At 69.8% G+C, this 12611-nt stretch carries 12 protein-coding genes, 1 tRNA gene and 1 pseudogene; 7 read left to right on the forward strand and 7 right to left on the reverse strand.

What is annotated here, in order from left to right; all coding sequences use genetic code 11:
* Positions 1 to 42 precede the first annotated feature (42 nt).
* From AC07DU_RS09300 to AC07DU_RS09325, 6 genes are all read right to left on the reverse strand, one after another.
* Complete coding sequence (locus AC07DU_RS09300; protein WP_360888358.1) at positions 43 to 438, reverse strand: DUF6479 family protein; 396 nt, start codon at positions 436 to 438, stop codon at positions 43 to 45.
* 143 nt (positions 439 to 581) lie between these two features.
* Positions 582 to 1565, reverse strand: a complete 984-nt coding sequence (locus tag AC07DU_RS09305; RefSeq protein ID WP_479110741.1) for an XdhC family protein — start codon at positions 1563 to 1565, stop codon at positions 582 to 584.
* Positions 1566 to 1781: 216 nt separating this feature from the next.
* Complete coding sequence (locus AC07DU_RS09310) at positions 1782 to 2417, reverse strand: contact-dependent growth inhibition system immunity protein (RefSeq protein ID WP_360888364.1); 636 nt, start codon at positions 2415 to 2417, stop codon at positions 1782 to 1784.
* Positions 2418 to 2427: 10 nt separating this feature from the next.
* Positions 2428 to 2754, reverse strand: a complete 327-nt coding sequence (locus AC07DU_RS09315) for an RNase A-like domain-containing protein (protein WP_360888367.1) — start codon at positions 2752 to 2754, stop codon at positions 2428 to 2430.
* Complete coding sequence (locus tag AC07DU_RS09320; RefSeq protein ID WP_479110524.1) at positions 2751 to 3404, reverse strand: hypothetical protein; 654 nt, start codon at positions 3402 to 3404, stop codon at positions 2751 to 2753. Before AC07DU_RS09320 ends, AC07DU_RS09315 begins: the two co-directional genes overlap by 4 nt.
* A gap of 15 nt (positions 3405 to 3419) precedes the next feature.
* The gene (locus tag AC07DU_RS09325) at positions 3420 to 3998 is read right to left on the reverse strand and encodes an RNase A-like domain-containing protein (RefSeq protein ID WP_479110526.1); all 579 of its coding nucleotides are present in this window, start codon (positions 3996 to 3998) and stop codon (positions 3420 to 3422) included.
* On the opposite strand from AC07DU_RS09325, the pseudogene AC07DU_RS09330 reads away from it, so the two are divergent.
* Positions 3910 to 4656, forward strand: a pseudogene (locus tag AC07DU_RS09330) (IS5 family transposase). The gene AC07DU_RS09325 and the pseudogene AC07DU_RS09330 overlap by 89 nt on opposite strands.
* Positions 4657 to 5580: 924 nt before the next feature.
* Here AC07DU_RS09330 and AC07DU_RS09335 read toward each other — a convergent pair.
* Positions 5581 to 5652, reverse strand: a tRNA-Arg gene (locus tag AC07DU_RS09335).
* An 83-nt stretch (positions 5653 to 5735) separates the two neighbouring features.
* On the opposite strand from AC07DU_RS09335, the gene AC07DU_RS09340 reads away from it, so the two are divergent.
* The 6 genes from AC07DU_RS09340 to thrB all read left to right on the forward strand — a co-directional run bounded on the left by AC07DU_RS09340 (position 5736) and on the right by thrB (position 12577).
* Complete coding sequence (locus AC07DU_RS09340) at positions 5736 to 6233, forward strand: response regulator (protein ID WP_453373004.1); 498 nt, start codon at positions 5736 to 5738, stop codon at positions 6231 to 6233.
* Positions 6234 to 6307: 74 nt separating this feature from the next.
* Positions 6308 to 7423: an ArgS-related anticodon-binding protein NrtL gene (gene nrtL / locus AC07DU_RS09345; protein WP_479110528.1), complete on the forward strand. Its 1116-nt coding sequence runs from the start codon at positions 6308 to 6310 to the stop codon at positions 7421 to 7423.
* Positions 7424 to 7442: 19 nt separating this feature from the next.
* Entirely contained in the window at positions 7443 to 8834 is a 1392-nt protein-coding gene (lysA, locus tag AC07DU_RS09350) for a diaminopimelate decarboxylase (RefSeq protein WP_479031063.1), read from the forward strand.
* A gap of 127 nt (positions 8835 to 8961) precedes the next feature.
* The gene (locus tag AC07DU_RS09355) at positions 8962 to 10251 is read left to right on the forward strand and encodes a homoserine dehydrogenase (RefSeq protein ID WP_360888789.1); all 1290 of its coding nucleotides are present in this window, start codon (positions 8962 to 8964) and stop codon (positions 10249 to 10251) included.
* 6 nt (positions 10252 to 10257) lie between these two features.
* Positions 10258 to 11328, forward strand: a complete 1071-nt coding sequence (gene thrC / locus AC07DU_RS09360) for a threonine synthase (protein WP_453373002.1) — start codon at positions 10258 to 10260, stop codon at positions 11326 to 11328.
* Positions 11329 to 11650: 322 nt separating this feature from the next.
* Positions 11651 to 12577, forward strand: coding sequence for a homoserine kinase (gene thrB / locus AC07DU_RS09365; RefSeq protein WP_360888456.1), 927 nt, complete (start codon positions 11651 to 11653; stop codon positions 12575 to 12577).
* The last annotated feature ends 34 nt before the right edge of the window (positions 12578 to 12611 follow it).

Here is a 12611-nt window from a genome sequence, read left to right on the forward strand (position 1 = left end):
GCGCGGATCAGAGGGCCGGAGGCGACGGGGGCCGGAGGGTTTTCAGGCGTGTGCACCTCGCCCGGCGTCCGGGGGAGCTCCGGGCTGCGGGTGCGGACCCGGGCCCTCTACCTGCTCGAACCCGGACTCCCGCTCCGCCCGGACGTCGTCCGGATGGGTGGAGGTGGTGGAGCCGAAGTTCCCGTAGCCCTGCATCTCGTGCGGCCTCAGGCCGCCCTCGGGGAACTCCACCGGGTCCCGCTCCTCGCGGACCTCGTGGACGGCCCCGCCGTCGGGCAGGTGCGGCTGCTCCTCGGTGGTCGGCGGCGGCGGCTCCTTGGCCCGCACCCGCTGGCCCAGCTTGAAGCCCCCGAGCAGCAGGGCGACGACGACCAGTCCGACGACCAGGAACCACGCGATGTCGGTGAGGACCGGGTCCACACTCAGGATCATGTCCATACCGACCATTTTCCCGCACTTAGCCCCAATATGCGCACTTCCCTCCCCGGCTACCCGCTCAGCCCCGGCTACCCGCTCAGCCCCGGCCACCCCGCTCAGCCCCGGCCACCCCGCTCAGCCCCGGCCACCCCCCTCAGCCCCGGCTACCCCCTCAGCGGGCCGTCGGAGTCACGCAGCCCCCGCACCTCCCGCCCGCTCAGCACTCCCAGGATCTCGGCGCAGATCGCCAGCGCCGTCTCCGCCGGGGTCCTGGCGCCGAGATCCAGGCCGATGGGCCCGTGCACCAGAGCCAGCTGGTCCTCGCCCACCCCCGCGGCGACCAACCCGTCCCGGCGCCTCGCGGTGGTCCGCCGCGAACCCAGCGCCCCTACGTACGGAACCTCCAGTGCCAGCGCCGTGCACAGCGTCGGCACGTCGAAGTCGGGCTCGTGGCTGAGCAGCACCAGGCAGGCGGAGTCCCGGTGGTCCGCGAGCACCTTCCCGGCCTCCGCCGCGGACTCCACGATCTGCGCACCCCACTCCAGCAGGGCGGCCTGCCGGGCGATGAGGCCGGCCAGCTCGCCACCGCCGCCGATGACCACGTACGGGGCCGACGGGTAGGCCTCGACCAGCACCAGCCCGGACTCCCCGTACAGCGCGTCCCGCCCCGGCCGCCGCGTGCGCAACAGCTCACCGGCCCGCCGCCCCGCATCATCGCGCGCCGCGTCGGTGGCCCGTACGACCTCGCTCACCACGTGGTCCGCCCGCTCGCCCAGCCGCGTGACCAGAGCCACCCCGGCCCCCTGCCCGAGCAGCTCCCACCACTCGGCGGGTACCGAATCCAGCGACTGGAGCAGGATCTCCGCCTGCCCGCCGCAGGTCAGCCGCGCCTCGACGGCCTCGCCCGCCCCCACGGAGACCTCGCACACCCGGGCGTTCTCCCGAGCCCCCATGGCCCCGGCCTCCGCCACCAGCTCGGCATCGAAGACCCCCCGGTACAGCGCCCCGACGCACTCCCCGCGCGCGTCGACGAGCACGGCCCCGGCCGGATCCCGCGGCCCGAACCCCTGCTCGGTCACGGGCCGGGCCAAAAACGCGGCCCGCCCCTCAGCCACCCACAGCCGGGCCGTCTCCACCAGCTCACGCATCCGCACCGCCCCATCCTCCTGCGCGCAACTCCCCGCAAAGCACCAGGTCAACGGCACAATGCGGCCTCAGGATCCACCCTAATCACGCCCGACACCCCGACCCACCCCCCAAACCCACAGACCCCACCCCACCCCCCTCGTACGGACCACCGGAACCGTGCGGCGGGATGGTGGCCGGGGGGTGGCGGGCCAGGAGTTCGGGGGACTGATTCGGCCTCAGCTGATGCGAGCGGCCAGTTCGGAGAGCCAGGCACCGGGGCCGTAGGACGCGGGGGGATCGACCTCCATGCCCAAGTCTGCTACAGCGACGGCGTAGTCGGACTCGTCCAGTGGCAGTGAGAGAAGGTCGTGCAGCTCCCCGCGGAGCTGGGCGATCATTCCGGAGTCGGTGCCGTCTAGGTAGTCCTGCAATGCCGCGTCGTGGTCCTCGAACTCGTCCGGCATGTCCTGGGAGAACCAGCCTCCGAGCAGCTGCCCGAGTTCGGGGAAGCGAGCGCGCCACTCCCAGTGGGTCCGGGGCGTGGCGGGGGCCGGTGCCGAGCCTGTCTCCACGCTCTCCTTGAGCCGGTCCGCCAACCGGACGAGCCAGTCCTGGATCTCCCCGTCGGGCAGCCCTACATCAGGCACGGGATAGAACTCGCCGAGGCGCAGCCGGAGCCGCCCCGGCGGGTTCTGCGCGTACTCGCGGAGCTGGTGTTCGGCGATCGCGATGGCCCATGGCCGGGTGCGCCAGCAGTGCCGGAGGTAGGCGGTGAGGGCTTCCTCGTCATCGGCGGTGCGGCCCAGGTATGCCTGGATCACCTGGTCGAGTTCGCCGTACTTCCGGTCATGTTCGAGGGGCTTGAGGGACACGGGGTTGCCTCTAGAGGTAGATCGGGAAGGTGCCGTGGACGGTGAAGCCGTGGGGGCTCGCGGTGTTCCGCTTGAGGATGACGCGGGCGGCGCGTACGTCCACCGCATCGCGGCCGGCCAGCATCATGGCCTGGAGCAGGACCCGACCGACCGGCTCGGGGCGGGATGGCCAGGCGGCCTCGATGGTGAGCCGCTGCCGCGTGGACTGGGCCAGCCACCGGTGGATCACCTGCTCGTTGCGGGTGACGACGTGCTGGGTGGCCCACTGGGCCGTCTCGCGATCCGGGTAGGTGGCGGATCGGTTCGGGACGGCTGCCGTGTTCTCGACTGGGGTCATGCGTGCTCCCGCTGCATGTGGTCGTTGATGGTCTCGATGAGCTCACGCATGCGATCGCGGGTGCCCCAGTAGTTGTGGCCTTCGAGGCACTTCTCGCCCGGGAAGAGGACCAGGGCACGCTGTGCCTCTGTGGTGAGCCCGACGGCACGGTCGAAACAGTACGGGTGCTCGTTGGTCACGAACCTCTGGACGATACCCGCGAAGGGCAGGTCCCCCTCGTCCATCAGAACGGCGTCGAGCCCGAACAGATTCGGGAACAGCTGAAGAAACTCCCAGCCGGCCATGGGGAGTTCCTCGTATTCGGGCGGCGGTTCGCGGTCGAGTATGCGGACCATCTCAGCAAGAAGGTGCAGGTACTCTACGGGCTCCATCGAGCCCGCCGCCTTGACCACCTTTTCCCGAAATTCAGGCGGATAGCTGTCGAGTGAGCCCGATGCCGCAATCGACTCGGCGGCGAACTCCAAAACGGCAGCAGAAGCATATACCGAGCAGTTCCAATGCGCGGTCCAGTCGTTCCCGATCACTCGAATGTAACGCCGGATTTCGTCGTCCAGCGACAGTTTCCCACTCGACTCCTGAACCGAGATGGCCAGATCGATGAGCCGAAGTGCTGGCCCGCCTGAGAAGAGGGCGGAAAGGGATGGCTGCACGTGGCTGCGACCTTCCTAGGGGGTGCTGGATGTGCCCGGGGGGCCCTTGTGTGGCATGGCGGTCAGGACGATGAACGGTGGCTCCAGACCTTCCTTGTAGATCAGTCGTACCTGGACCCAGTTCTTCTCCGCAGCTTGGGCGTTCATGCCGTCCGTATTGTAGTCCTCGCGCGAGACACTACGTCCGACGGGCTCTTTGAATTCCAGGTATACCGGAGGAATCTCGGATTTGTTCGGATCGTAGTTCGGGTTGTTCTGCTTCTTCTTCTCGACGCTCTCGATCCACTTTGCAATGCGATCCGCGTTGTTGATGTCCTCGAGTGCGGCTTGGGTGAACTTCTGCGCGGAGGCGAGATCCTTGAAGGAGGAGGCGGCGGGTGCGCCCGGCTGGTCGCGCAGGCGCTGCCTGAGCTGGTCGTCGGTCAGGCCGACGTGCTTGTCGATGGAGATCTTTCTGGTTGAGCGGCTGGTGCCGAATGAGTTGTGGGTGCTGTTCCAGCGGGTGGTGCCGGAGGCGCCGTCGCGGCCGCAGGGCGGTGGCCGGCGTCGGCACGGTGACCGGGAGGTGCTGGCGGCGATCGTGTTGGTCGCCACCTGGGGCTGTACCTGGCGGCAGCTGCCCGCGGCATCTTTCGGGCCGTCGGGGGCGACAGCCCCCCGGCGCTTCTCCGAGTGGACGAAGGCACGGGTCTGGGCCAAGCTCCACCGCCTGGCCCCGACGAGCTCGGCGCCCGCGGCGCGCTGGACTGGTCCCGCTGCGCTGTCGACTCCTTCAATATGCGGGCCCTGAAAAAGGGGACCTGACAGGTCCGAATTCTGTCGACAGGGGCAAGTTCGGATCGAGATCCACTTGATCACAGAGAGGACCGGTCTGCCCCTGTCCGTCGGAATCTCGGGGGCGAACCTGCACGACAGTCAGGCCCTCAAGCCTCTTGTCCGGGGCATACCGCCCATTAGGTCGCGCCGCGGACGCCGACGGCGCAAGCCCGGGAAGCTCCACGCCGACAAGGGCTACGATTACGCCCACCTGCGCAAATGGTTACGTCAGCGCGGCATCACACACCGCATCGCCCGCAAGGGCATCGAGTCCTCGCAGCGACTGGGCCGCCACCGCTGGACCATCGAACGCACCATGGCCTGGCTCGCCGGCTGCCGCAGACTCCACCGCCGCTACGAACGCAAGGCCGAGCACTTCCTCGCCTTCACCAGCATCGCCTGCACCTTCATCTGCTACCGCCGACTAGCCCAATGAGATGCCGTCTTAAAGGAGTCCGAGGAGTAGTTTTTCGGCGGTCATTGCGACGAGGACTATCGCGCTGGCTAGCAGGCCGCGTGTGGCGCGCTGCAGCTTGATCGTTCTCAAATGGTGAAGGCTTATGCAGCGCCATAATTCGAGAGTCGCATCGTTTGTGGCCTCTTCGATGCTCTGCGTCAGGAATTGACTCTGAAAGCCTCTCGGGGAGTCAAATCGGCTTACGGTGTCACTGTAGCTAAATGCGATTGAGGCTGGAGAGTTCGACGGTCGGGATAGTGCTGGGATTCTTCGAGATCCCGTGAGTACTCCAGTTACCTGTACTATCGAGTATGCGCTTACCGTTAAGGCGAGCAGTGCAGTCGCCCCAATGATTGGTGCTATTCGAGAGGGTGTCGAGCCGGAAATGAAAGCTGTACCGGCTATTACAAGTGTGTTCCCACTTAGTAGAGCGCTGGCCCGATTTACGAGGCCCAATCGCAGCTGGTCCGACCGGCCGAGGTGCCATTGGGCAAGCTGGAGCCTTTCTTCAGCACGCCTGGCCTCGCTCACGGGGCATCGCCCACCTTTCTGGTGCTGAGCCCCTCTAGGGGTCACCGTCAACTATCTGACGGTGCCCTTGAAGGTGGTCCCGTAACCGTGGTGGATGTCCCGGGGGTGGGCCAGCCTCTCCAGCCTCTCCAGCGACCCAGGGCCTCCCGAGCGACTCAACGGACGGCTAGGAGAAGCGCTTTGGGGTCCCGGCAAGGGGCTCAGCAGGCTGGCGCTCGTGCTGGGTGGCGGGGCGGAGCTGCCCTCTATCGCAGGTCTATCGCGATCAGTGCGAAACAACGACAAAGACCTGGACTCAGTGGGACTGGGTCCAGGTCTTCATGCTTGGCACTCGTGCAGGTCAGCTCGTGTTTCACGCTGGTCCAGCAGAAGTGCCCCCGGCAGGATTCGAACCTGCGCACACGGCTCCGGAGGCCGTTGCTCTATCCCCTGAGCTACGGGGGCGCGGTCGCTGGTGTTGCTGCGACGGGTTGAACACTACCAGCTTCCTCGGGGTGATCAGGAACCGGTTTGCGGGGGAGGGGAGGGTGGGTCGCCCGCAGGGGGTGGAAGTGGCGAAAACCCGGACGCGGGGGCTCGGGTCGACCTACTCTCGAGTTGTGCCAGGCGCCTCGGGCCGGGTGCTTGTTGTCGACGACAACAAGGTCATCCGGCAGCTGATCAAGGTCAATCTCGAGCTGGAGGGCTTCGAGGTCGTGACCGCGAATGATGGTGCCGAGTGTCTGGACATCGTCCATCGCGTGTCCCCTGACGTGATCACCCTTGATGTGGTCATGCCGCGGCTGGACGGGTTCGGGGCGGCCGCGCGGTTGCGGGCCGATCCGCGGACCAGGGACGTGCCGCTGGCCATCGTGAGTGCCTGCACGCAGCACGAGGTCGAGGAGGGGATCGCCGCCGGGGTGGACGCGTTCCTCGCGAAGCCCTTCGAGCCGGCCGAGCTGGTACGCGTCGTGCGGGGGCTGGCCGAGCGCAAGGATCGGCGTGACGGGAGGAAAGGGGCGCCCGCCGGGAGGGGGAGGGGATGACGCCTGATCGCCCCTCTTGTTCACATGGCGAAACCCTTCGGCTGAGGGCGGGGCGTCTCGCCTAGGCTGGTCCCGTGATCCCCGCTGACCTCTCCCGTTGCGTCGTACGCGCCGTGCGCTGCGCCGTCGAGGACGGGGAGCTGCCGGCGGAGGGGGTCGTTCCGCAGCGGGTCGTCGTCGAGCGGACCCGGCCCGGCGGGGTGGGGGACTACGCCACCCCCGTCGCCTTTCAGGTCGCCAAGAGCGCCGGACGTCCGCCTCGTGACGTGGCGGACGTACTGGCCCGCCGGCTCCGCGCCGAGCCCGGCATCGAGCAGGTCGAGGTCACCGGGGCCGGGTTCCTCAACTTCGTACTGCCGGCGCCCTGCGCCCCCTCCCTTGTCCGGGAGGCGATCGTCTGGGACATCGTGATCCGGGACGTGCGCGGAGGGGCCGCCTTTCTCACCGCCGCCGATCACCGCGCCGCAGCCGGGCTCGGGCTGCGGGAACGGGTCGTGCGCGAGAGCGTCCTGCGGATCGTCCGTGCCGTCCACGGGACAGGGGGAGGAGCCCTTTCCCCTTCCGGTGCGGGGGCTGATGCCCGTGCCGCTTCCGGTGCCGGGGCTGGTGCCCGCGCCACTTCCGGGGCCCAGGCCGGTGCCAGTGTCACTTCCGGTGCCGGCGCCGTCGACGGCCAGGGGGACGCCCCCGCCCCCGTCGCCCCCCTCGCCCCCCGCGACGCCGACGTCCTCGCCCGCTACGGCGCCGACGCCGCCGCCTGGGCGATGCTCACCGTTCCGGCCCGCGAGACCCCCGTCTTCTCCGACGTGCTGCTCGCGCAGGGCGAGAGCAGCGAGTTCTTCAGGGTGCGCTACGCCCACGCCCGCAGCCACGCGCTCCTGCGCAACGCCGCCCTGCTCGGCTTCGTCGCCGAGCCCGGCGACGTCGACGCCCCCGAGCTGCTCCGGGCCCTCGCCGACCAGCCCCTCGTCCTCGAAGCCGCCGCGCACCACCGTGCGCCCGAGCGGCTCGCCCGGCACCTCGTCGAGCTGGCCGACGCGCTGCTCGACTTCCAGTACCGCGTCCTGCCCCAGGGGGACGAGAAACCCTCGGCCGCCCACCGTGCCCGGCTGGCTCTTGCCGAAGCCGCCGGGACGGTGCTGGCCGGCGGCCTGGCCCTGCTCGGCATAGACGCACCGACACGCCTGTGACCCGCGAAGAGAGATACCGATGAGCCGTTCCGCGCACCCCGCCGGGCCCCGTCACGCCGATGTCCTGCCCGAGGGGCACTACTCCCCGCCGCCCGCCGACCTGAACGCGCTGGACGAGAAGGTCTGGGCCCGGACCGTCGAGCGCAACGCCGACGGTGTGGTCACCGTCGGCGGGATCGAAGTGACCCGGCTCGCCGAGGAGTTCGGGACCCCCGCCTACTTCCTCGACGAGGAGGACTTCCGGGCGCGGTGCCGGGCCTGGGCGCACGCCTTCGGCAAGGACGCCGACGTCTTCTACGCCGGGAAGGCGTTCCTCTCCAAGGCCGTCGTGAAGTGGCTGAAGGAGGAAGGGCTGAACGTCGACGTGTGCTCCGGTGGGGAGCTGGCCACCGCGCTCGCCGCCGGGATGCCCGCCGAGCGGATCGCCTTCCACGGCAACAACAAGTCCGAGAGCGAGATCCGGCGGGCCGTCGGGGCCGGGGTCGGGCGGATCGTGCTGGACTCCTTCCAGGAGATCGCCCGCGTCGCGCACGTCGCCCGCGAGATGCAGGTGCGCCAGCCGGTGCAGATCCGCGTGACGGTGGGCGTCGAGGCGCACACCCACGAGTTCATCGCCACCGCTCACGAGGACCAGAAGTTCGGGATCGCCGTCGCGGACGGGTCCGCCGCCGAGGCGGTGCGACGCGCGCTCGGGCACGACAGCCTGGAGCTGCTCGGCGTCCACTCCCACATCGGCTCGCAGATCTTCGACATGGCCGGCTTCGAGGTCAGCGCCAAGCGCGTCGTGCGGCTGCTGGCCGCCGTGCGCGACGAGCACGGTGTGGAGCTGCCCGAGATCGACCTCGGGGGCGGCCTGGGGATCGCGTACACCTCCGGCGACGACCCGCGCGAGCCGCACGAGATCGCCAAGGCGCTCACCGAGATCGTGGCCCGCGAGTGCGAGAGCGCCGGGCTGAGGGCGCCGCGCATCTCCGTCGAGCCGGGGCGCGCCATCGTCGGCCCGACCGCCTTCACCCTGTACGAGGTGGGGACGATCAAGCCGCTGGAGGGGCTGCGTACGTACGTCAGCGTCGACGGCGGGATGTCCGACAACATCCGCACCGCCCTCTACGACGCCGAGTACTCCGTCTCCCTGGTCTCCCGCACCTCCACCGCCGAGCCCATGCTCGTGCGCGTCGTCGGCAAGCACTGCGAGAGCGGTGACATCGTCGTGAAGGACGCCTTCCTGCCCGCCGACCTCGCGCCCGGCGACCTGCTCGCCGTCCCCGCCACCGGCGCTTACTGCCGCTCCATGGCCAGCAACTACAACCACGCGCTCCGCCCGCCGGTCGTCGCCGTGCGTGACGGAGTGGGCCGAGTGATCGTCCGCCGGGAGACGGAGGAAGATCTCCTGCGCCTCGACCTCGGATGATGAAATAGGTGTCTCACTCAATGGACCGAGGATGGAAACTGCTGTCCATTGAGTGAGACTGGTTCCACCCCGGTGTGCAAACCGCGCGCGGGGTACTGATGGAAGATCGAAAGGCGTAGGTCGAATGATGCGTACGCGTCCGCTGAAGGTGGCGCTGCTGGGCTGTGGAGTGGTCGGCTCGGAAGTGGCCCGCATCATGACGACGCACGCCGACGACCTGACGCAGAGGATCGGCGCGCCGGTCGAGCTCGCCGGCGTGGCCGTGCGCCGTCCCTCCAAGGTGCGCGAGGGCATCGACCCGGCCCTGATCACCACCGATGCGACCGCCCTCCTCAAACGCGGCGACGTCGACATCGCCATCGAGGTCATCGGCGGCATCGAGCCCGCCCGTACGCTGATCACCACCGCCTTCGAGAACGGCATCTCCGTCGTCTCCGCGAACAAGGCGCTCCTCGCCCAGGACGGCGCCGCCCTGCACGCCGCGGCCGAGCAGCACGGGCTGGACCTGTACTACGAGGCCGCCGTCGCCGGCGCCATCCCGCTGGTCCGCCCGATGCGCGAGTCCCTCGCGGGCGACAAGATCAACCGTGTGATGGGCATCGTCAACGGCACGACGAACTTCATCCTCGACAAGATGGACTCCACCGGCGCCGGGTACCAGGAGGCCCTCGACGAGGCCACCGCCCTCGGGTACGCCGAGGCCGACCCGACCGCCGACGTCGAGGGCTACGACGCCGCCGCCAAGGCCGCGATCCTGGCCGGCATCGCCTTCCACACCCGCGTCCGTCTCGACGACGTGTACCGCGAGGGCATGACCGAGGTCAGCGCCGCCGACTTCGCCTCGGCCAAGCGGATGGGCTGCACCATCAAGCTCCTCGCCATCCTGGAGCGGGCGGCGGACGGCGCGTCCGTCACCGCCCGCGTCCACCCGGCGATGATCCCGCTCAGCCACCCGCTCGCCTCCGTCCGCGAGGCGTACAACGCCGTCTTCGTCGAGGCGGAGGCCGCCGGGCGGCTCATGTTCTACGGGCCGGGCGCGGGCGGTGCGCCGACCGCGTCCGCGGTCCTCGGCGACCTCGTCGCCGTCGCCCGCAACAAGCTCGCCGAGGCAACGGGGCCCGGCGAGTCGGCGTACACCCAGCTGCCGGTCAGCCCCATGGGCGAGGTCGTCACGCGCTACCACATCAGCCTCGATGTGGCCGACAAGCCGGGCGTCCTCGCCCAGGTCGCGACCACCTTCGCCGAGCACGGCGTCTCCATCGACACCGTGCGGCAGCAGGGCAAGGACGGCGAGGCCTCCCTCGTCGTCGTCACTCACCGCGCACCCGACGCCGCCCTCTCCGGGACCGTCGAGGCGCTGCGGATGCTGGACACCGTGCGCGGTGTCGCCAGCATCATGCGTGTTGAAGGGGAGTAAGGACCCATGAGCAGCAATCGCACCCACCAGTGGCGCGGCATCATCGAGGAGTACCGGGACCGCCTGCCGGTGACGGACACGACTCCCGTGGTCACGCTCCGCGAGGGCGGCACTCCCCTCGTCCCCGCGCAGGTGCTCTCCGAGCGCACCGGCTGCGAGGTGCACCTGAAGGTCGAGGGGGCGAACCCCACCGGGTCCTTCAAGGACCGCGGGATGACCATGGCCATCACCAGGGCCAAGGAGGAGGGCGCGAAGGCGGTCATCTGCGCCTCCACCGGTAACACGTCGGCCTCAGCCGCCGCGTACGCGGTGCGCGCCGGGATGGTCTGCGCGGTGCTCGTGCCCCGCGGCAAGATCGCGCTCGGCAAGATGGGCCAGGCCCTCGTGCACGGCGCCCAGATCCTCCAGGTGGACGGCAACTTCGACGACTGCCTGAACCTGGCCCGCGCCCTCTCCGACAACTACCCGGTGGCGCTGGTCAATTCGGTCAACCCGGTGCGCATCGAGGGCCAGAAGACGGCCGCGTTCGAGATCGTCGACGCGCTCGGGGACGCCCCCGACATCCACGTCCTGCCCGTCGGCAACGCCGGCAACATCACGGCGTACTGGAAGGGCTTCAAGGAGTACAAGGCCGACGGCCTGGCCTCCCGTACGCCCCGCGTGTGGGGTTTCCAGGCTTCCGGTTCCGCGCCCATCGTGCGCGGCGAGGTCGTCAAGGAGCCGCACACCATCGCCACCGCGATCCGCATCGGCAATCCGGCCTCCTGGGACTACGCGCTGGCCGCGCGCGACGAGTCGGGCGGTTTCATCGACGAGGTGACGGACCGCCAGATCCTCGCCGCCTACCGGCTGTTGGCCGCTCAGGAGGGCGTCTTCGTCGAGCCCGCCTCGGCCGCCTCGGTCGCCGGTCTGCTCAAGGCCGCGGAGCTGGGTCTGGTCGACCCGGGTCAGACGATCGTGTGCACCGTCACCGGCAACGGCCTGAAGGACCCCGACTGGGCGATCGCCGGCGCTCCGCAGCCGGTCACCGTTCCGGTGGACGCCGAAGCCGCCGCGGTCCGCCTCGGCCTGGTCTGACCGAACGGCCGAGTGAGCCGCGCCGGGTTCCGCAGGCCCTCCCGGAGGGCCTGCGGAACCGGGCAACTCACCCCGTACGACGACAAGAGTGCGGCCGAATCCCGTCGAAGCCGGTCGAAGTCGACGACACGCATCGTGCGCCTCCTGTGCGCCCTATGTCGCGAGAGAACCTTCCTTCGATACGCTGTACTTACATCCGCCCCGCGCATATGACTGCGGTGCTGCCCCGAGGGCCTTCGGGTGTCGTACGTTCTCCAGTACATTCGCAGCGAGCCAGCGAAGAGCGAAGATCTCGCACAGTCACAAGGAGTGTCATCGGACGATGGCCGGTCCAGCGTTCCGCGCCGCCGCCGTACGGGTGCGCGTCCCCGCCAGCAGTGCCAACCTCGGCCCGGGCTTCGACGCCCTCGGCCTGGCCCTGGGGCTCTACGACGACGTAGTCGTCCGGGTGGCCGACTCCGGCTTGCACATCGACATCGCGGGCGAGGGCGCCGACACCCTCCCCCGGGACGAGAGCCACCTGCTCGTACGCTCCATGCGCACCGCCTTCGACCTGCTGGGCGGACAGCCGCGCGGCCTCGAGGTCGTCTGCGCCAACCGCATCCCGCACGGCCGCGGCCTCGGCTCCTCCTCCGCCGCCATCTGCGCCGGCATCGTCGCCGCCCGCGCCGTGACCATAGGCGGCGAGGCCAGGCTCGACGACGCGGCGCTGCTGGAGCTCGCCACCGAGATCGAGGGCCACCCCGACAACGTCGCCGCCTGTCTGCTCGGCGGTTTCACCCTGGCGTGGATGGACGGGGGCAGCGCCAAGGCCATCCGGATGGAGCCCGCAGAATCCATCGTTCCGGTGGTCTTCGTCCCTTCCAAGCCGGTCCTGACCGAGACGGCGCGCGGCCTGCTGCCGCGCACCGTCCCGCACGTGGACGCGGCCGTCAACGCGGGCCGTGCGGGCCTGCTCGTGGAGGCCCTGACCAGGCGTCCCGAGCTCCTGCTGCCGGCCACCGAAGACCGGCTCCACCAGGAGTACCGGTCCCCGGCGATGCCCGAGAGCGTGGCACTCGTCCACCGGCTGCGGGCGGACGGGATCCCCGCGGTCATCTCCGGCGCGGGCCCCACGGTCCTCGCGCTGGTCGACAGCGGCGCGGCCGACAAGGTCGCGCAGCTCGCGGGCGAGGGGTGGGCGGCCAACCGGCTCGCCCTCGACGCCGCGGGCGCGAGCGTCCTTCCGCTGGGCACCCAGGGCGGCTAGGTCTTCCTTCCGGAGACAGGGCTTCCTTTTCGCG

Source organism: Streptomyces sp. NPDC045695 (assembly GCF_056432025.1).